The following is an 18,786-nucleotide window of genomic DNA, read 5'->3' as shown; positions in this document are numbered from 1 at the left end:
GCCGCCGCCGCCGCGCTGGCGCTGTCCGCCGCTCCCGCGCGAGCGGCCGGGGAAGCCCTCGCGGCGCCCGAGGATTTTGCCAGCCTGTCGCTGGAAGAACTCACCAACATCCAGATCACCAGTGTGTCGCGGCGCAGCGAGCGGCTGGTGGACACGCCCGCGCCGGTGTACGTGATCCGTGGCGCCGAAATCCGCCGCGCCGGCGCCAGCACCTTGCCGGAAGCGCTGCGGCTCGCGCCCAACCTGCAGGTGGCGCGCCTGGATGCGCGTAACTACGCCGTCACCGCGCGCGGCTTCAACAGCGCCTTCGAAAACAAGCTGCTGGTGCTGATCGATGGGCGCACCGTGTATTCGCCGCTGTTCTCGGGCGTCTACTGGGACGCGCAGGACGTGGTGCTGGAAGACGTCGACCGGATTGAGGTCATCAGCGGGCCCGGGGCCACCATCTGGGGCGCCAACGCCGTCAATGGCGTCATCAACATCATCACCAGGCGCGCTGCCGACACCCAGGGCAGCCAGGTCTCGCTGGGCGGCGGCCGCGACGTGCGTGACGGGTCGGTGCGCTATGGCGGCAGGGCGGGGGGCGGCTACTACCGCGTGTACGGCAAGTACGCGCAGGGCGAAGACAGCGAGACCGCTGCGGGCCGCAATACCCAGACCGGGTGGCGCCGCCGCCAGGCCGGGTTCCGCTACGACCTGCCCGGCCTGGGCGGGGACCTGACCCTGCAGGGCGACGCCTACCACGGCTCGCTGCACCAGGCGGGCACGCGCGAGATCGAGACCGGCGGCGCCAACCTGCTGGCGCGCCATACGCGCCTCCTGTCCGGTGGTTCCGAACTGCGGGTGCAGGCCTATCTGGACCACACGGAGCGCGACCAGCCCAACGCCTTCATCGAGCACCTGGATACCTTCGACCTGGACCTGCAGCACACCCTGCGCCTGAACGCGGCCAACCTGCTGATCTGGGGCGGCGGCTACCGCCAGGCGCGCGACCACGTGACCAACGGCGCGAACTTCGCGTTTTTGCCGGGCGACGAGATCCTCGCCTGGACCAACATCTACGCCCAGGACGAGCTGCGCCTGGCCGCGACGCTGCGCCTGAACCTCGGCCTCAAGCTGGAGCGCAACAGCTACACCGGCACCGAAAAGCTGCCCTACCTGAGCGTGGCCTGGGACGTCCACCCCGACCACATGCTGTGGGCCTCGCTCTCGCGCGCCGTGCGCGTGCCCTCCCGGATCGACCGGGATTTCTATTCGCCGGCCGCACCGGCAGTGGTCAACGGCGTGCCGCAGTACACGATCGCGGGCGGGCCGGATTTCGTGTCCGAGGTGGCGCGCGTGGTGCAGGCGGGCTACCGCGGGCAGCCGCGCCCCAGCCTCTCGTATGCGGCCACGCTCTACTACAGCGAGTATTCGCGTTTGCGCACGCTGGAGCCGAATGCGGCCGGCCCGGGCGCCGTCTTCCGGAACCAGGCCAATGGCACCAGCTACGGCATCGAACTGTCCGGCACCTGGAGCGTAACGCCGCGCTGGCGGCTCACCGCCGGGTACACGGCCCAGCACCTGGAGCTGGAACTCGCCCCAGGCAGCCAGGATCTCGCGGGCAGCACGGGCCTGGCCAACAATGATCCGCGCGCCTGGTCCAGCCTCCGTTCCTCCTGGGACCTGACGGACGACCTGGAACTCGATGCGGGCCTGCGCCACGTGGGCAGCCTGCCGCGGCCCTCCGTGCCGGCCTACACGGCAGGCGATATCCGCCTTGGCTGGCGCCTGCGCCGAGACCTGGAGCTGTCCGTCCAGGCGCTCAACCTGTTTGCCGATGGCCACGCCGAATTCGGCAGCGCGGCCGGGCGCAGCTCGTGGGACCGGCAGCTCACCGCACGGGTGACATGGCGCTTCTGACGCCGCGTCCTTCCGCCGCGGGCCTGCTGGGGCGGGCCATGCTGCTGGCGTGGCTATGGTGCATCGGCTCCGCGCACGCGGACGACGCGCTGGAGCGCCAGGTCAAGGCGGCCTACCTCTACAAATTCGCAGGCTATGTCGAGTGGCCGGATGGCGCGCTGCCGCAGCCCGATAGCCCGGTGGTGATCGGCGTGGCGCACGACAGCGCTCTGGCCGACCAGCTGGAGCAGATGGTGGCCGGGCGCACCGCCAGCGGCCACCCGCTGCAGGTGCGCCGCCTGCGCCGCGGCGATTCCCTGGCGGGCGTGCACATGCTCTTTGCCGGCTCGCCCAGCGGCGATCTGCTGGCGGCCGCGCGCGGGCATCCGGTGCTGACGGTGACCGATTCCACCGACGCCTTCGCCCTCGGCAGCATGATCAATTTCCTGGTCGCCGATGACCGCCTGCGCTTCGAAGTGGCGCTCAGGCCCGCCGCCCAGGCCCACCTGCGCATCAGCGCCCGCATGCTGACGGCCGCCACCCGCGTGCTGCAGCGGGAAGGATTGCCATGATCTCGAAGGAAGAACTGCAGAACGCCAGGATCCTGGTGGTGGACGACCAGGAGGTCAACGTCCAGCTGCTGGAATACCTGCTGGTCAACACGGGCTACCGGAACGTCAGCAACACGCGCGACCCGCGCACCGTGGCACCGCTGCACGCGGAGCACCGCTATGACCTGATCCTGCTGGACCTGCACATGCCGGGCATGAGCGGCTTCGAGGTGATGGAGGAGCTGAAGAAGATCGAGGACGGCTACCTGCCGGTGCTGGTGGTGACGGCGGACCCGGACCGCAAGATCGCGGCGCTCGATGCGGGTGCGCGGGACTTCATCAGCAAGCCGTTCGATCCGCTGGAGGTGCTGACCCGCATCCGCAACATGCTGGAGGTGCGGCTTCTCAACGGCAAGCTGGTGGACTACAGCGGCAACCTGGAAGCGCTGGTGCGCGACCGCACCGCGCAGCTGCAGCGCTTCCGCAGCGCGGTCGATGCGACCGGGGACGCCATCTTCCTGCTCGATGAAGTCTCGCTGGAGGTGCTCGACGCCAACGAAGGCGCCTGCCGCATGCTGGGCTACACCAGGGCCGGGCTGCAGGCCGCGGGCGCGCAGACCATCGGCCTGGCCGAGCTGGCGCTGGCGCGCCGCGACACTCCGGCCGCACCGTCGGAACCTGAGCTGGTGGAAAGCCATCTGCAGCGCGCGGACCAGAACACGGTGCCGGTCGAGATCAACTGGCAGACCGTGGACTCGGACGGCGGCCGCATCCTGATCGCGGTGGCGCGCGACATCACCGAGCGCGTGATCGCGGCGCAGCGGCTGCGGCACCTGGCCTCCTACGACAGCCTCACCGGCCTGCCCAACCGCACGCTGTTTTTCCGCACCCTGTATGAGGCCATCGAGCTGGCCCGGGACAAGGAGTGGCGCATCGTGGTCCTGTTCATCACGCTGGACCGCTTCAAGGGCGTCAACGAGTCGCTGGGCGCGGCGCGCGGGGACGAGCTGCTGCGCCAGTTCAGCGGGCGGCTGATGGACTGTGTGCGCATTCGCGATACGGTGGGACGCCTTGGGGGCGACGAGTTCGCGCTGATCCTCACCATGTCGCGCAACCAGCAGGATGCGGTGCAGGTGGCGAACGCGGTGCGCGAGCAGTTGCGCGCCCCCTTCGATCTCGATGGCCATCAAGTGGTGCTCACCGCATCCATCGGCATTGCGATGTATCCGGACGATGCGACCGACCCCGAGACGCTGGTCAAGTTTGCCGATGCGGCCATGGCCCGCGCGCGCGAAGCGGGACGCGACGGCTACCGCTTCTTCACCGCCGGGATGAACGTGCAGGTGCTGGCGCGCCTGGACCTGGAGATGGCGCTGCGCCGGGCGCTGGACAACGAAGAGTTCCTGCTCTACTTCCAGCCCAAGGTCAACACGCGCACGGGACGCATCGCGGGCGTCGAATCGCTGCTGCGCTGGCACCGGCCGGGCTACGGGATGGTGTTCCCGGCCGAATTCGTGCCGGTGATGGAGGACACGGGCCTGATCGTGCGGGTGGGCGACTGGATCATCGATGCGGCCTGCAGACAGATGGCGCAATGGAAGGCCAATGGCGTCGGGGACGTGCGGGTGGCGGTGAATGTGTCCTCGCGCCAGTTCGTGGAAGGGGACCTGGAAGGCGTGGTCCGGGCAGCGCTGGCGCGGCACCAGATCAATCCGCACTGCCTGGAGCTGGAGCTGACCGAGAGCGCGCTGATGGCCAATGCCGACCGCACGGTGGCCATCCTCAACAACCTCAAGGAGCTGGGTGTCATCGTTGGCATCGACGATTTCGGCACCGGCTATTCGAGTCTGGCCTACCTGAAGCGCTTCCCGGTCGACAAACTGAAGATCGACATTGCCTTCGTGCGGGATGTGACCGTGAATCCGGACGACGCGGCCATCGCGCGCGCCATCATCGGCATGGCGCACAGCCTGCACATGAAGGTGGTGGCGGAAGGCGTGGAGACGCGCGCACAGTGGGCCTATCTGCAGCGGCATCACTGCGACGAGATCCAGGGCTTCCACTTCAGCCGTCCCTTGCCCGCCCAGGCTTTGGGCGAGCTGGTGATCCAGAATCGCGGGGCCCCGCTGGATGCGTCGCTGCCGGATGCCAGCCAGCCCACACTGCTGATCGTGGACGACAATGTGAACGTGCTGGCGTCGCTGCACCGGCTGTTCCGGCGCGATAACTACAAGGTGCTGACGGCGGTGTCGCCGGCGGAAGGCTTCGAGCTGCTGGCCCTGAACCCGGTCCACGTGATCGTCTGCGACCAGCGCATGCCGCTCATGAGCGGGACGGAATTCCTCAGCAAGGTGAAGGAGATGTATCCGGAGACGGTGCGCATCATCCTGTCCGGCTACACGGCGGTGGACTCGGTGCTCGACTCTATCAACCGCGGCTCGATCTACCGCTTCTACACCAAGCCGTGGGATGACGACGCGCTGCGCGAGAACATCCGGCAGGCGTTCCAGCACTACTGGAAGACCAGCGCCGAGAAGGCCGATGGCGTGGACGAGGTGCTGGCTGGCTAGCCCGGCAGCGCGGGGGCGGTGCTCGTCATTCGGCGGAGAAGTGGTCCCAGGCGCGCACGTTCAGGTCGAGCGGCTGGCCGGCGGCGTCCACGAAGCGCAGGCCGGGGGCAGCGTCGATGGTGCCGACGCGGGTGACACGCGTCCCGGTATGCACGCCGGCGGCGGCGATGGCGGCGCGGTGCGCGGCCGGGGCGGTGAAACAGAGTTCGTAGTCGTCGCCACCGGCGGCGGTGTAGCGGCGGCGCAGGTCTTGCGGCTGGACCGCCAGCGCGGGGCCGGCGGGCAGCGCGTCGGCATCCAGCGTGGCGCCGACGTTCGAGGCTTTCAAAATGTGCCCCAGGTCGCCGGTCAGGCCATCCGAAATATCGAGCGCCGCGTGGGCCAGGCGTTTGTTGTGCGCAGCGCCTGCCCGCACGGGCGCGGAATCCGCGTCCGCGTTGGCGGCAGCGCGAGCATTGGTTTCGCCGGTGTCCGGCGCTCCCGCGAGCGCAAGGCCGAGGGCGACGCGCGGCGTGGGCGCGTGCATGCGCGGGGCGGCGGTGGCCAGTTCGTCGGCGGTCAGCGGGACTTCGTTGAGGTAGCCCGCAAGTGCCAGCCTGGCGTCGCCCAGCGTGCCGGAGATCCAGATGTCGTCGCTTACCTGCGCATCCGCGCGGCGCAGCGCGTGGCCGGGTGCGATCTCCCCGAACACGGTGATGCTGATCGTGAGCGGCCCCTTGGTGGTGTCGCCGCCTATCAGCTCGCACCCATGTGCGTCGGCCAGCGCGAACAGGCCTTCCGCGAACGGCTCCAGCCACGCCGGATCGGCCGCAGGCAGCGCGAGGGAGAGCGTGAATGCAAGCGGCCGCGCGCCCATGGCGGCGAGGTCGGACAGGTTTACGGCCAACGCCTTGTGGCCCAGCTGGCGCGCATCGGCACCAGCGAAGAAGTGGCGGCCTTCCACCAGCATGTCGGTGGATACGGCCAGCTGCATGCCGGGCCGGGGAGCGAGGAGGGCGCAGTCGTCGCCAATACCAAGGACCGCCTGGCCCGGACGGTGCGGCCGCTGGAAATAGCGGCGGATCAGGTCAAATTCGGAGAGCATGCGCGCATTGTAGCGCTGGCGCGGGGGACAACACCGGGGCCGTCCCCGTGCGGGGACCGACCCTTGAGGGACGGGCGCCAGCAGCCGTCCTGAGCTGAGACGGGCAGTGGGCGCAGGCTATCGCTTAAACTTCCGCAGCGACCCAGCGGCGCACCATCTCTTCGAACTGCTCGAAGCTGAACGGCTTGGCCAGGTAATCGTCCATGCCCGCGGCCAGGCAGCGTTCGCGGTCGCCATCGACCGCGCTCGCGGTCAGGGCCACCACCGGCGTGCGCGCGCGGCCCTGCTCCCGTTCGACCGCGCGCAGGCGGGCCGTGGCGGCAAAGCCGTCCAGCACCGGCATCATGCAGTCCATCAGCACCAGGGCGTACTGGCGCGCGCCGAACATCTCCACCGCTTCCTCGCCGTTTTCCGCCTCGTCCACCACGAAGCCGATCCGCAGCAAGAGCAGCGCTGCCAGCTGCCGGTTCAGCTCATTGTCGTCGGCCAGCAGCACCCGGCCACTGTCCGGCAACACACTCGCCAGGGCTCCCTCTCCGGCCTGGGCATCCGCTACCGGAGACTGCACCGCCGCCACCGGGCAAATGATCCAGAACGAGAACGTGGAGCCTTGGCCGGGATGGCTCTGCGCCGCAATCGCCCCGCCCATCAGCTCCACCAGCCGCCGCGAAATCGCCAGTCCCAGCCCGGTGCCGCCAAACTTGCGCGAGATGCCGCTGTCGGCCTGCGTGAAGGGCGTGAACAGCCGCCCCAGGGCTTCCGGTTCCAGCCCGATGCCGCTGTCGGTCACGCTGCAATGCAGCTGCACCGGATGCCCCGGCTGCACATTCCCTTCGATGCGCAGCGTCACCTGCACGCTGCCCGCGGCCGAGAACTTGAGTGCGTTGTCCACCAGGTTGCCCAGCACCTGGGCGAACTTGGTCGGGTCGCCCATCAGCTGCACCTCCGCACCGACCGCGCTGTCGAAGCGCAGCTCCAGCTTCTTCTTGCGCGCGTTGGGGCGGTGCAGCTCCACCACCCGCTGGGCCGCCGCGAGCGGCGCGAACGGAATGGTTTCGAGCTCGGTGCGGCCCGACTCGATCTTTGAAAAATCGAGCACGCTGTTGATGATCCCGATGAGGGTGTCCGCGTTGTCGCGCATGTGGCGCACGTACTGGTCCTGCTCCGCTGTCAGCTGCGTCTCGAGCAGCAGCTCGGACATGCCGAGCATCCCGTGCATCGGCGTGCGGATCTCGTGGCTCATGGTAGCCAGGAAGCTGGACTTGGCCTCGTTGGCCGCTTCCGCCTGCGCCTTCAGTTCCAGCGCGGTGAGGGCGTCCTGTTCGCGGCGCCCGATCATCCGCACCAGCAGGGTGAAGGCGATCAGCAGCGCCAGGATGCTGCCCGCGGCCAGGGCCCCGATCAGCTGTGCGATGGTGGTCCAGTTGCGCAGGAAGTATTTGTCCGTGACCGTGATGTCCACGACCAGCGGATACTTGTCCACCTGGCGCACCGCGTCCATGAGGAGCTGGGGCTCGCCGGGGTGGTCGCTGGCGGGCTCGGTCAGCTGCACGCCTGCGCCTTTGCCGCCGGCCAGCACGGCGCGCACGGGTTCACCGCGGTCGGTGCGGCCCATGGCCTCATCGTCCGGCGGAGAGCGCGACAGCAGGGTCATGTCGCTGCGGTAGAGGCTCAGGGACGACGACGGGTCGATGTTGATCCGCCTGAACATGCTGGTGAACGATTCGCAGGACAGGCCGATCAGCACCAGGCCGACCATCTCGCCGCGGCTGTTGTCGATGCGGCGGCTGAGATAGAAGGTCCATTTGCCGTTGCTCTTGTTGCGCACGGGCGCGCTGACGAAGATCCCCAGGTGCGGGTTGGTCCGGTGGGCCTGGAAGTAGTCGCGGTCGGCCAGGTTGATCTTCGGGTGCGGCCAGGAGCGCGAGTAGCTGACGATGTCGCCATCGGCGTCCACGATCGTCGCCACGCTCACGTGGGGCAGGCCGCCGATCTTGTCGCGCAGGGTTTGCCAGGTTTTTTCGTTGGCGAAGGCGCCGCGCAGGTCGGCCGGGCTGTCGATGCGGGCGTCGCGCACGTCCTCGGTCACGCTGTCGAGCACCAGGTAGGCGGACGTCATGAGCTGGCCCGTGTTGTCGCTGACGATCAGCGCCAGGTTGCCGAGGCGGCGCTTCCAGTCGTCGACGGTGCGCGCCCGCAGGAGGATGGCGGACCCGATCGAAGTGGCGAGAATGGTGAGGACCAGCGTCACCGCGATGGCCATGGCCGTGCGGCGGGCATCGCTGCTGGGGCGGGCGGGGGTGGTCAACAAGGTGCTCCTGAGGAATCGCTGGGCGATGGTAGCACGGTGCGGCAGGCGAGCGACAAAGACGACCGTTGTCCCGGCCCGGAGCCCGCCCAGGTTAGGGCGGTGGACGTGCGGCCACGGTGCGGCCGGGATGCGCCGGCACCGTGGCCACGCTCGGTGCCCGCGGCTAGGCCGCCTGGCCGAGGGCCGACAGAAGCGATGTGCGCAAGGCCGGGGTGGGGTGCGACAGGCCGAAGCCGCGTACCACGCCCGCGTGGTCGATGAAGCGCGCGACGGTGCGTTCGCCGTCGGGATGATCGTGCCAGCGGCCTTGCGCATCCACAGGCGGCGGCAGCAGCGCCAGTTTGTAGCTGGGAGTCTTGACCACCACCGGCTCGGCCTTCAGGTCGATCGCGGTGGGCGTGCCGGCCAGGGTAGCGGCGATGGCGCGGGCCGCGGCCAGCATCGGCGCCACGTAGGGGAGCACGCGGCTGCCGGCCTCGGTGTGGTACTCGGCGCAGTCGCCCAGCGCGTACACGTCGGGCGCGCTGGTGCGGCCGTAGCGGTCCACCAGGACGCCGCGCTGCACGGCGATCCCGGCCTCGCGCGCCAGGCTCACGTTGGGGCGCAGGCCGATGGCCGAGAGGACCACGTCCGCACGCACGGTACCGCCATCGGACAGGGTCACCGTCAGCGAGGCCGCGCCGCGCTGCACGCTGCGGGCCACGCGGCCCAGGTGCAGCGTCACGTTGCGGCCCGCCCAGGCCTGCGCGAGACCGGCCGACAGGCTCGGTGCGGCCAAGGCGGAGAGCAGGCGCGCGTTCGGATCGACAAGGTCCACGTGGTGGCCGGCTGCCAGCAGGTCGTCCGCGAATTCGCAGCCGATCAGGCCTGCACCCAGGATGGTCACGCGGGCGCGCTGGCCGACGGCATCCAGCTGCGCGCGCAGGGCGGCATAGTCGTCCAGGTTGTTCACGGAGAGGACCTCGTCGGCCCCGTCGCCGTCCAGCTGCAGGCGGATCGGGCTCGCCCCGGTCGCCAGCACCAGCGCACGGTAGGTATGCGAGCCCTGCGCGGTGTCGATGGTGCGCGCTTCCGGATGAATACGCATGACCGCTGTCCCGGCCAGTACTCGCGCGTCCAGCTGGCCCGCCATGCGGGCGGCGTCCTGCTGCACCAGCTGCTGCGGCGCCTTGCCCAGGGCCAGCGCATTGGACAGCATCGGCTTGGAGTAGGCGGTCGCGCTGTCGGCGGCGACGATCAGAAGGGGGGTGGTTTGATCGAGTTTGCGGAACTCGCGGGCCAGCCCGTAGGCCGCCATGCCCGCGCCGACGATGACGACCGGTTCCATCTCAGATCTCGACCATCTCGAAGTCGGACTTGGCCACGCCGCAGTCCGGGCAGGACCAGTCTTCGGGAATGTCGGCCCAGCGGGTGCCGGGGGCGATGCCTTCCTCGGGCAGGCCGGCCGCTTCGTCGTAGATGAAACCGCAGACGATACATTGGAAAGTCTTCATTATTCAGTCCTTTACTTCAGAAATATTGATGTATTGATGGGTTCAGGCGGCGGCGTTCAGCTTGTCCAGCGCAGCCTTGTAGTGGTTGGCGTGGCGCTCTTCCACCTTGGCCAGCGCGGCGAAGCGCTTGGCGGCGATCTCCAGGGTGCGCTTGAACGCGGCGGCGTGCTCCTTCGATTCCGCGATCTGCTCGTCGTACTCGGCCACGGCGGCGGCATTGCCTTCTTCCAGCGCCAGGTGGCGGAACTTCGGATACATCTCGGTGTACTCGTAGGTTTCGCCTTCGATGGCGATCTCCAGCGCCTTGGCCGGGGTCAGCTTCTCCTTCGGGTACAGCAGGTCGAGATGGCCGAAGGCATGCGCGACTTCCTGGTCGGCGGTGGCTTCGAAAGCCTCGGCCACGTCGATGGCACCGGCGGCCCGCGCCAGTTTCGCGAAATAGCGGTATTTGATGTGGGCCATCGACTCGCCGGCGAAGGCGGCTTCGAGGTTCTGGATGGTGACGGAATCGGTGGTGCTGGCCATGGTGGTCTTCTCCCTTGAATTGAAATACGCAATCGGTATGTGAAGAATCATAGCGCCGCACAATCAATAGGTAAAATTGATTGTATTGAAGAGAGCGATAGGGATTTGCTGTAAAGCAGGGAAAATACGTAGCAAATGGTCAGGAGCCGTCTGCTAGAATCGACCCTCTGTTGTCAGCAAAATCAAGGAAGGCCGAGTCGAGATGGAACCCGTGGACAAAAAAGAAGAGTTGCGCCAACAACTGCGCCAGGCTGCGCTGGAGTACCACGAGCTCCCCAGGCCCGGCAAGATTGCCGTCACGGCCACCAAGCAACTGACCAACCAGCGCGACCTGTCGCTGGCCTATTCGCCCGGCGTGGCCGCGCCCTGCGAGGAAATCGTCAAGGATCCGGCCTGTGCCTATAAATATACGGCGCGCGGCAACCTGGTCGCCGTGATCTCCAACGGCACCGCCGTGCTCGGCCTGGGCAACATCGGCCCGCTGGCCGCCAAGCCGGTCATGGAAGGCAAGGGCGTGCTGTTCAAGAAGTTCGCCGGCATCGACGTGTTCGACATCGAGATCAACGAGACCGACCCGGACAAGCTGGTCGACATCATCGCCGCCCTCGAACCGACCTTCGGCGGCATCAACCTGGAAGACATCAAGGCGCCCGAGTGCTTCTATATTGAGCGCCAGCTGCGCGACCGGATGAAGATCCCGGTCTTCCACGACGACCAGCACGGCACCGCCATCATCGTCGGCGCGGCCATCCTGAACGGCCTCAAGATCGTCGGCAAGGACATCAAGCACTGCAAGCTGGTGGTCTCCGGCGCGGGCGCGGCGGCACTGGCCTGCCTGGACCTGATCGTCGACCTCGGCTTCCCGATCGAGAACATCACCGTGACCGACCTGGCCGGCGTGGTCTACCAGGGCCGCACCGAGCTGATGGACCCGGACAAGGCCCGCTTCGCCCAGGACACGCCGCACCGCAGCCTGGCCGAGGTGATCCCCGGCGCCGACATCTTCCTGGGCCTCTCGGCCGCAGGCGTGCTCAAGCAGGATATGGTGCGCCAGATGGCCGCCAACCCGATCATCCTGGCACTGGCCAACCCGACCCCGGAGATCCTGCCGGAGGACGTGAAGGCGGTACGTTCGGACGCCATCATCGCCACCGGCCGCTCGGACTACCCGAACCAGGTCAACAACGTGCTGTGCTTCCCGTACATCTTCCGCGGGGCGCTGGACTGCGGCGCCACCACCATCACGCGTGAGATGGAGATCGCGGTGGTGCACGCCATCGCCGACCTGGCGCACGCCGAGCAGAGCGACGTGGTGGCCTCCACCTACGGCATCAAGAACCTCTCGTTCGGCCCGGAATACCTGATTCCGATGCCATTCGACCCGCGCCTGCTCATGCATATCGCCCCGGCCGTGGCCAAGGCGGCCGAGCAGTCCGGCGTGGCCACCCGCCCGATCGCCGACCTGGCCTCCTACGCCGCGCACCTGCAGCAGTTCGTGTACCGCAGCGGCACCTTCATGAAGCCGCTGTTCGCGATGGCCAAGGCCGCGCCGCCCGAGCTCAAGCGCATCGTGTATGCCGAGGGCGAAGAGGAGCGCGTGCTGCGCGCGGTGCAGATCGTGGTCGACGAAAAGCTGGCGCGCCCGATCCTGGTCGGCCGTCCGGCGGTGCTGGAGCGCCGCATCGAGCGCTTCGGCCTGCGCCTGAAGATGGGCGAGCACTTCGACATCATCAATCCGGACTATGAAGAGCGCTACCGCGAGTACTGGCAGACCTATTACGAGATGACCAACCGGAAGGGCGTGACGCAGGACTACGCCAAGCTGGAAATGCGCCGCCGCCACAGCCTGATCGGCGCGATGATGATCCACAAGGGCCATGCCGACGGCATGATCTGCGGCACCTTCGGCAACACCGGCCTGCACCTGCACTACATCGACCAGGTGCTGGGGCGCCGTCCGGGCACCAATGTGTACGCCGCCATGAACTTCCTGCTGCTGCCGGAGCGCCAGCTGGCCATTGTCGACACCCACGTCAACGAGAACCCGAACGCCGAGCAGCTGGCCGAGATCACCATGCTGGCCGCCGAGGAGATGCAGCGGTTCGGCATCATCCCGCGCGCGGCGCTGCTGTCGCACTCCAATTTCGGCTCGGCCAACAGCGAATCGGCACGCAAGATGCGCGACGTCCTGACGATCGTGCAGCAGAAGATGCCGGAGCTGGAAATCGACGGCGAAATGCACGGCGACACCGCGCTGGACGCCAAGTTCCGCCGCCAGCTGATGCCCCACTCCACCCTGCAGGGCGACGCCAACCTGCTGGTCTGCCCGAACCTGGACGCGGCCAATATTTCATACAACCTCATCAAGACCGCAGCCAGCAATGGCATCGCGATCGGGCCAGTCCTGCTGGGCTGCGCCAAGCCTGTCCATATCCTGACACAATCGGCCACCGTGCGCCGCATTGTGAACATGACTGCATTGTGCGTCGTGGATGCAGTATCTGAGCGATAATCGCCCGGAACTTGAAAAAGTGTCAGCGGCGGCCGGGGCGGCAACTCCCGCTTTGCCCCCGCCGGCGCCGGTTGATGCGTCTCAAACGAAGCTTTGCTGACAAAGCAGTACAGTTCTCTACACACGTAACAATCGGTAAAGCATAGTCTTCTGGCTCGGACCGATGGGCGATAATTTCGACCCTCAATGTTGTAAATTTTTCACCTTGTTTCCCTATCGAAACAGGGCCCGCGGAGAGACCTCTGCTAGAATGGCAGGTTTATAAGTCTTCCCCCGGGCTCCCGCCGTGCGCGCACGGGAAATGCGAGTAACACACATGCAACGAACAAAAAAAGCACTGATCACTGGCATTACCGGCCAGGATGGTGCCTACCTGGCGCAGCTTCTGCTCGAGAAGGGCTACGAAGTGACCGGGACCTATCGCCGCTCGAGCTCCGTGAATTTCTGGCGGATCGACGAGCTCGGCGTCACGAACCACCCGAATCTCAAGCTGGTCGAGTACGACCTGACCGACCTGTCCTCTTCGATCCGCCTGCTGCAGTCCAGCGATCCGGACGAGGTCTACAACCTGGCCGCCCAGAGCTTCGTCGGCGTGTCCTTCGAACAGCCGGTCGCCACCGCCTCGATCACCGGCCTGGGCGCCGTCAACCTGCTGGAAGCGATCCGCATCGTCAAGCCCAGCGCCCGGTTCTACCAGGCCTCGACCTCGGAAATGTTCGGCAAGGTGCAGGGCATTCCGCAGCGCGAGAGCACCCCGTTCTACCCGCGCAGCCCGTATGGCGTGGCCAAGCTGTATGCACACTGGATGACCGTGAACTACCGCGAGTCCTATGGCATCTTCGGCTCCTCCGGCATCCTGTTCAACCACGAGTCCCCGCTGCGCGGCCGCGAATTCGTGACCCGCAAGATCACCGATTCGGTGGCCAAGATTGTCCAGAACAAGCTGGACGTGCTGGAACTCGGCAACCTGGACGCCAAGCGCGACTGGGGCTATGCCCAGGAGTACGTGGAAGGCATGTGGCGCATGCTGCAGGCCGACGCGCCGGACACCTACGTGCTGTCCACCGGCCGCACCGAAACCGTGCGCGACTTCGTCACCATGGCTTTCCGCGGCGCCAACATCGGCATCGAATGGAAAGGGCAGGGCGACGCGGAAACCGGCCACTGCGCCCGCACCGGCAAGGTGCTGGTGCGCGTGTCGCCGCGCTTCTACCGCCCGGCGGAAGTCGACCTGCTGGTCGGCGACGCGGCCAAGGCGCGCGACGAACTCGGCTGGGTGCCGCAAGTCTCCCTGGAACAGCTGTGCCAGATGATGGTGGAAGCTGACCTGCGCCGCAACGAACTGGGATTCTCGTTCTGACATGACGCGGATGGCGCCCGACCACATCCCGGCCCTCGTGCTGCATCGCGAGGGAGAAGGGAAGCGCGCGCTCATCACCGGGCTGCACGGCTTCACCGGCCACTACATGGCCCGGGAGCTGACCGAGGCCGGCTACCGCGTGTTCGGCACCGTGCTGCCGGGCGACCCGGTGGGGCCGGACGTGCACACCGTGGACCTGACCGACCGCGCCGCCGTGCACCGCGCCGTGGCCGAGATCCAGCCGGACGTGGTGGTCCACCTGGCGGCCATCGCCTACGTCGCCACCGACAACGTGGACCTGATCTACCGCGTCAACTTGGTCGGCACCCGCCACCTGCTGGAAGCGCTGGCCGCCCAGAAGCACAGGCCGAGCGCGGTGCTGCTGGCGTCCTCCGCCAACATCTACGGCAACGCCACCGTGCCCGTCATCGACGAGGACGTGATCCCCTGCCCGGCCAATGACTACTCCGTCAGCAAGCTGGCGATGGAGCACATGGCCCAGCTGTGGATGGACAAGCTGCCGATCACCATCGCGCGGCCCTTCAACTACACCGGGGTGGGGCAGGAGGAGATCTTCCTGCTGCCGAAGATCGTGTCGCACTTCCGCCGCAACGCGCTGCAGATCGAGCTGGGCAACCTGGCCGTGGCGCGCGATTTCTCGGACGTGCGCATGGTCGCCAAGGCCTACCGGCGCCTGGTGGCGGTGAGCCCGGCGGGGCAGGCCTTCAACGTCTGCTCCGGCAGCGCGTACTCATTGGGGGACGTGCTGTCCATGATGGCGGACATCGCCGGCTACGAGATCGAGGTCGAGGTCAACCCGGCCTTCGTCCGGGCCAAGGACGTGCTGCGGCTGGTGGGCAACAACGCCAAGCTGACCAGCGTGATCGGCCACCTCGAACCCACGCCCCTGGCGGATACATTGCGCTGGATGTACGAGGCGTGACGGCATTGCGGGTCGGTCTGGGGACGACGATGATCGAACCGGGGCTGAATGGGGGGCGGCTCGACGGGATCGGCGTCTACACCCAGGCCCTGCTCGAGCAGCTGCCCGCGCAAGGCTGCGCGGTGCAAGCCTATTCCTGGCCGCGCGCGCGCGGCCGCCAGCCCGGCGACATCACCGTTGGCCGGCCCTTCAAGCGCACCTTCGAGCACGCGACCGCGATGGACACCCTGTTCCCCGGCTTCCTGCACCGCACGAAAGTGGACGCGGACATCTTCCACGTCACCGACTACCGCGTGGTGCGCATGAACTGCCCGGTGGTGGCCACCCTGCACGACGCGCTGCCGATCAAATACCCCGAGTGGTGCAACCCGAACGCGCGCCGCCTCAAGAACTGGCTGCAGGTGAAGGCCGCGAAAAAGGCGCAGCACATCATCGCGCCCTCGCACTTCGCGATCCCCGAGCTGGTGGAATGCTTCGGTGTGCAGGAGAAGAACATCAGCGTGGTGCTGCAGGGCGTGGACGAGGTCTGGTTCGAGCCCCCGCCGGCGAAGGACATGCTGTTCACCCAGCGCGTGCACCGGCTGCAGCCCGGCTACTTCCTGTTCGTCGGCACGCTCCAGCCGCGCAAGAACATCGACCGCGTGATCGATGCCTACCTCGCGCTGCCCAAGCGCGTGCGCGAGGAGCGCCAGCTGGTGATCGTGGGCGCGCCGGGCTGGCGCTCGGAGCAGACCATCGAACGGATCGCCGCCCTGCGCAAGAAGCGCGAGCGCATCCTGTGGCTGGACAAGCTGACCAGCCAGGAGCAGCTGCGCCACGTGTACCATGGCGCGGGCGTGTTCGTGTTCCCCTCGCTGTACGAGGGCTTCGGCATCCCGGTGATCGAGGCCTTCGCGGCCGGCGTGCCGGTGGTGGCCTCCAGCGCCAGCGCGCTGCCCGAAGTGTCCCAGGGCGCGGCCCTGGAACCGGACCCGCTGTCGGTGCCGGACATCAGCGAAGCCATGCTGTCGCTGGTGGACGATGAATTCCTGCGCCGCCGCTGCATCGATGCCGGCCGCGCGCGCGCCCAACAACTGACGTGGCGGAGCACGGCGCGCAAGACGGCCGCCGTGTATCATGCCGTGCTTTCCCGATGAGTTCCTGATGCGTGTCCTTCACTTCTACAAGACTTACTACCCGGATTCGCTGGGCGGCATCGAACAGGTGATCCGCCAGCTGTGCCGCGGCACCAGCCGCCTGGGGGTGCAGAACGAAGTGCTGTCGCTCACGCGGGAGCGCAATGCCCCGGTGCGCGAGTTCGAAGGCCACACCGTGCGCCGCGTGCCGCTCGATTTCGAGATCGCCTCCAACGGCATCTCGCTGGCGGCCATCGCCGAATTGTCCCGCCGCGCCGAGGATGCGGACCTCATCCACTACCACTTCCCCTGGCCGTTCGCCGACCTCGCGCACTTCCTGGCGCGCGTGAAGAAGCCCTCGCTGGTGACCTACCACTCGGACATCGTGCGCCAGAAGACGCTGCTGCGCCTGTACTCGCCGCTGATGCACCGCTTCCTGTCCAGCGTGGACGCGGTGATCGCCACCTCGCCCAACTACCTGGCCTCGTCGCCGGTGCTGCAGAAGCACCGCGACAACACGCGCATCGTGACCTATGGGCTGGACCGCTCGGCCTATCCGGAGCCGCAGCCGGCCACGCTGGACAAGTGGCGCAGCGCGCTCGGCGAGCGCTTCTTCCTGTTCATCGGCGTGCTGCGCTACTACAAGGGCCTGCAGTACCTGCTGGACGCGATGGCCCATCTGCCGTATCCGGTGGTGATCATCGGCTCGGGCCCGATGGAGCAGGAGCTGAAGGAGCACGCGCAGCGCCTCCAGCTGGTGAACGTGCACTTCGTGGGCGCCGTCAGCGACGAGGACAAGGTGGCCCTGCTCAAGCTGTCGTACGCGATGGCTTTCCCCTCGCACCTGCGCTCGGAGGCCTTCGGCATCTCGCTGCTGGAAGGGGCCATGTTCGGCAAGCCCATGATCTCCTGCGAGATCGGTACCGGCACCAGTTTCATCAACCAGCACGGGGAGACCGGGCTGGTGGTCCCGCACTGCGACCCGCAGGCCTTCGGCAGCGCCATGCGCACGCTGTGGGAAGACCCGGAACTGGCCGCCCGCATGGGCCGCCGCGCCGAGCAGCGCTACTGGGATCTGTTCACCGCCGAGCAGATGGCGGAGAACTACACGAGCCTGTACCGCGAGCTGGCGGCCCGCGACGCGGAAGCGCCGCTGCTGGCGCCCGCCCAGCCCTGATCTTTCCGGACCGGCGTTTCAGGCCTCGGCCCAGCGCTCGCGGATCTCCAGGATCTGCGGCAATTTGGCGATGAAGAGCTGCACCAGCTGCGGGTCGAAATGCCGCCCGCTCTGCTCCCGCAGGTAGTCCACCGCACGCTCCACCGGCCAGGCGTCCTTGTACGGGCGTTTCGACGTCAGCGCGTCGAACACGTCGGCGATGGCCACGATGCGGCCTTCCAGCGGAATCTCGTCCCCTTTCAGCCCGTTCGGATAGCCGCTGCCGTCCCACCGCTCATGGTGGGTGAGGGCCAGCTTGTGGGCCACCGCCAGCATGCCGTGCTGCGCATCACCGATGATGTCCGCGCCGATTTGGGCGTGGCTCTGCATGACCTGCCACTCTTCCTGATCCAGCGCGCCGGGCTTTTGCAGGATGCGGTCCGGGATGCCGATCTTGCCGATGTCGTGCATCGGCGCGGCGTGCAGCACATCTTCCGCCTCGTGCTCGCTCATGCCCGCCGCGCGGGCCAGCACCTGCGCGAAGTGGCTCATGCGGATCACGTGCAGGCCGGTCTCGTTGTCCTTGTACTCCGCGGCGCGGCCCAGGCGGCGCACCACTTCCAGGCGCGTTTCGCGCAGTTCTTCCAGCCGCACCAGCGACAGGTGGGTGCGCACGCGGGCGCGCACGATGGGCGGGCTCACGGGCTTGGTGATGTAGTCCACGGCGCCGGCGTCGAAGCCTTCCAGTTCGTCCGCATGGTCGTCCAGCGCGGTCACGAAGATCACCGGGATGGCAGCGGTGGCGGCATCGGCCTTCAGGCGGCGGCACACTTCGTAGCCGGTCATCCCCGGCATCATCACGTCCAGCAGGACCAGGTCCGGCTTTTCGCTCAGCGCCAGTTCCAGTGCGCGGGCACCGTCCTTGGCGAACACCAGGCGGTGGTGCGGCTGCAGGATCTGGCGCAGCAGGGCAAGGTTGCTGGCTTCGTCGTCGACGACGAGGATCAGCGCGTGGTTCATTGCGGGTCCTTTGCTGCCGCCTGGGCGGCAGAGTGTTCGTTGTAACTGTTCATGCAGTCGGCCAGCGCGCGCAGGTCCTGCGCGGCGCGGTCGAAGTCGAAGTTGTCGATGGCCTCGCGCAGCTTGTGCAGCTGGCCCGCGCAGGGGCCATTGGACAGGGCGGCGGTGAGGTCGGCCAGGGCGCCGTCGTCGATGGCGCCACGGGTGAGCGACTGCTCCAGGCGCGTGGCACCGGCGCGCACGCGGGCGCAATCCGGGGCGGCAC

Annotated in this window: 15 protein-coding genes; 8 read left to right on the top strand and 7 right to left on the bottom strand. The window is 67.6% G+C overall.

The features are described 5' to 3' along the window. The 3 genes from E4L96_RS08435 to E4L96_RS08425 form a co-directional block, all read left to right on the top strand. The coding region (locus E4L96_RS08435) for a TOL_0244 family TonB-dependent receptor (RefSeq protein ID WP_307721634.1) at positions 1 to 1,902 on the top strand (1,902 nt) is incomplete at its 5' end. Further along, positions 1,890 to 2,453 carry a TOL_0243 family YfiR-like periplasmic protein gene (locus E4L96_RS08430; protein ID WP_135206771.1) on the top strand — a complete coding sequence of 188 codons (564 nt, stop codon included), beginning with the start codon at positions 1,890 to 1,892 and terminating at the stop codon, positions 2,451 to 2,453. The genes E4L96_RS08435 and E4L96_RS08430, both read left to right, overlap by 13 nt. Continuing rightward, positions 2,450 to 5,002, top strand: coding sequence for an EAL domain-containing protein (locus E4L96_RS08425; protein WP_135206770.1), 2,553 nt, complete (start codon positions 2,450 to 2,452; stop codon positions 5,000 to 5,002). Before E4L96_RS08430 ends, E4L96_RS08425 begins: the two co-directional genes overlap by 4 nt. A 25-nt stretch (positions 5,003 to 5,027) precedes the next feature. On the opposite strand, the gene thiL is transcribed toward E4L96_RS08425, so the two are convergent. The 5 genes from thiL to E4L96_RS08400 all read right to left on the bottom strand — a co-directional run bounded on the left by thiL (position 5,028) and on the right by E4L96_RS08400 (position 10,415). Beyond that, positions 5,028 to 6,086, bottom strand: a complete 1,059-nt coding sequence (thiL, locus tag E4L96_RS08420) for a thiamine-phosphate kinase (protein ID WP_135206769.1) — start codon at positions 6,084 to 6,086, stop codon at positions 5,028 to 5,030. Between the two features lie 124 nt (positions 6,087 to 6,210). Next, a complete protein-coding gene (locus E4L96_RS08415; RefSeq protein WP_135206768.1) occupies positions 6,211 to 8,394 on the bottom strand; it encodes a hybrid sensor histidine kinase/response regulator in 2,184 nt (727 codons plus the stop codon). Between the two features lie 166 nt (positions 8,395 to 8,560). Further along, positions 8,561 to 9,724, bottom strand: coding sequence for an FAD-dependent oxidoreductase (locus E4L96_RS08410; RefSeq protein ID WP_135206767.1), 1,164 nt, complete (start codon positions 9,722 to 9,724; stop codon positions 8,561 to 8,563). A 1-nt stretch (position 9,725) separates the two neighbouring features. Beyond that, positions 9,726 to 9,890, bottom strand: coding sequence for a rubredoxin (locus E4L96_RS08405; RefSeq protein ID WP_135206766.1), 165 nt, complete (start codon positions 9,888 to 9,890; stop codon positions 9,726 to 9,728). Positions 9,891 to 9,932: 42 nt separating this feature from the next. Further along, the gene (locus E4L96_RS08400) at positions 9,933 to 10,415 is read right to left on the bottom strand and encodes a rubrerythrin family protein (protein ID WP_135206765.1); all 483 of its coding nucleotides are present in this window, start codon (positions 10,413 to 10,415) and stop codon (positions 9,933 to 9,935) included. Positions 10,416 to 10,626: 211 nt separating this feature from the next. Between E4L96_RS08400 and E4L96_RS08395 the strand changes: the two genes are divergently transcribed. From E4L96_RS08395 to E4L96_RS08375, 5 genes are all read left to right on the top strand, one after another. Further along, the gene (locus E4L96_RS08395) at positions 10,627 to 12,927 is read left to right on the top strand and encodes an NADP-dependent malic enzyme (protein ID WP_370660734.1); all 2,301 of its coding nucleotides are present in this window, start codon (positions 10,627 to 10,629) and stop codon (positions 12,925 to 12,927) included. Between the two features lie 316 nt (positions 12,928 to 13,243). Continuing rightward, positions 13,244 to 14,287 carry a GDP-mannose 4,6-dehydratase gene (gene gmd, locus E4L96_RS08390; protein ID WP_135206763.1) on the top strand — a complete coding sequence of 348 codons (1,044 nt, stop codon included), beginning with the start codon at positions 13,244 to 13,246 and terminating at the stop codon, positions 14,285 to 14,287. Position 14,288: 1 nt separating this feature from the next. Further along, a complete protein-coding gene (locus E4L96_RS08385; RefSeq protein WP_135206762.1) occupies positions 14,289 to 15,230 on the top strand; it encodes a GDP-mannose 4,6-dehydratase in 942 nt (313 codons plus the stop codon). After that, on the top strand, positions 15,227 to 16,366 hold the full coding sequence (locus tag E4L96_RS08380) for a glycosyltransferase family 4 protein (protein ID WP_229414314.1): 1,140 nt from the start codon (positions 15,227 to 15,229) through the stop codon (positions 16,364 to 16,366). The genes E4L96_RS08385 and E4L96_RS08380 overlap by 4 nt, the downstream gene beginning before the upstream one ends. A 7-nt stretch (positions 16,367 to 16,373) precedes the next feature. Continuing rightward, entirely contained in the window at positions 16,374 to 17,522 is a 1,149-nt protein-coding gene (locus E4L96_RS08375) for a glycosyltransferase family 4 protein (protein ID WP_135206761.1), read from the top strand. 18 nt (positions 17,523 to 17,540) lie between these two features. On the opposite strand, the gene E4L96_RS08370 is transcribed toward E4L96_RS08375, so the two are convergent. Further along, positions 17,541 to 18,521, bottom strand: coding sequence for an HD-GYP domain-containing protein (locus tag E4L96_RS08370; RefSeq protein ID WP_135206760.1), 981 nt, complete (start codon positions 18,519 to 18,521; stop codon positions 17,541 to 17,543). After that, on the bottom strand, positions 18,518 to 18,786 hold a 269-nt coding region (locus E4L96_RS23610), incomplete at its 5' end, for a hypothetical protein (protein ID WP_167758637.1). The genes E4L96_RS08370 and E4L96_RS23610, both read right to left, overlap by 4 nt.

It is taken from the genome of Zemynaea arenosa (assembly GCF_004614185.1).
Taxonomy (GTDB): domain Bacteria; phylum Pseudomonadota; class Gammaproteobacteria; order Burkholderiales; family Burkholderiaceae_D; genus Telluria; species Telluria arenosa.
Note: the sequence above shows the minus strand (reverse complement) of the source record. Positions and strands in the feature narration are given on the sequence as shown.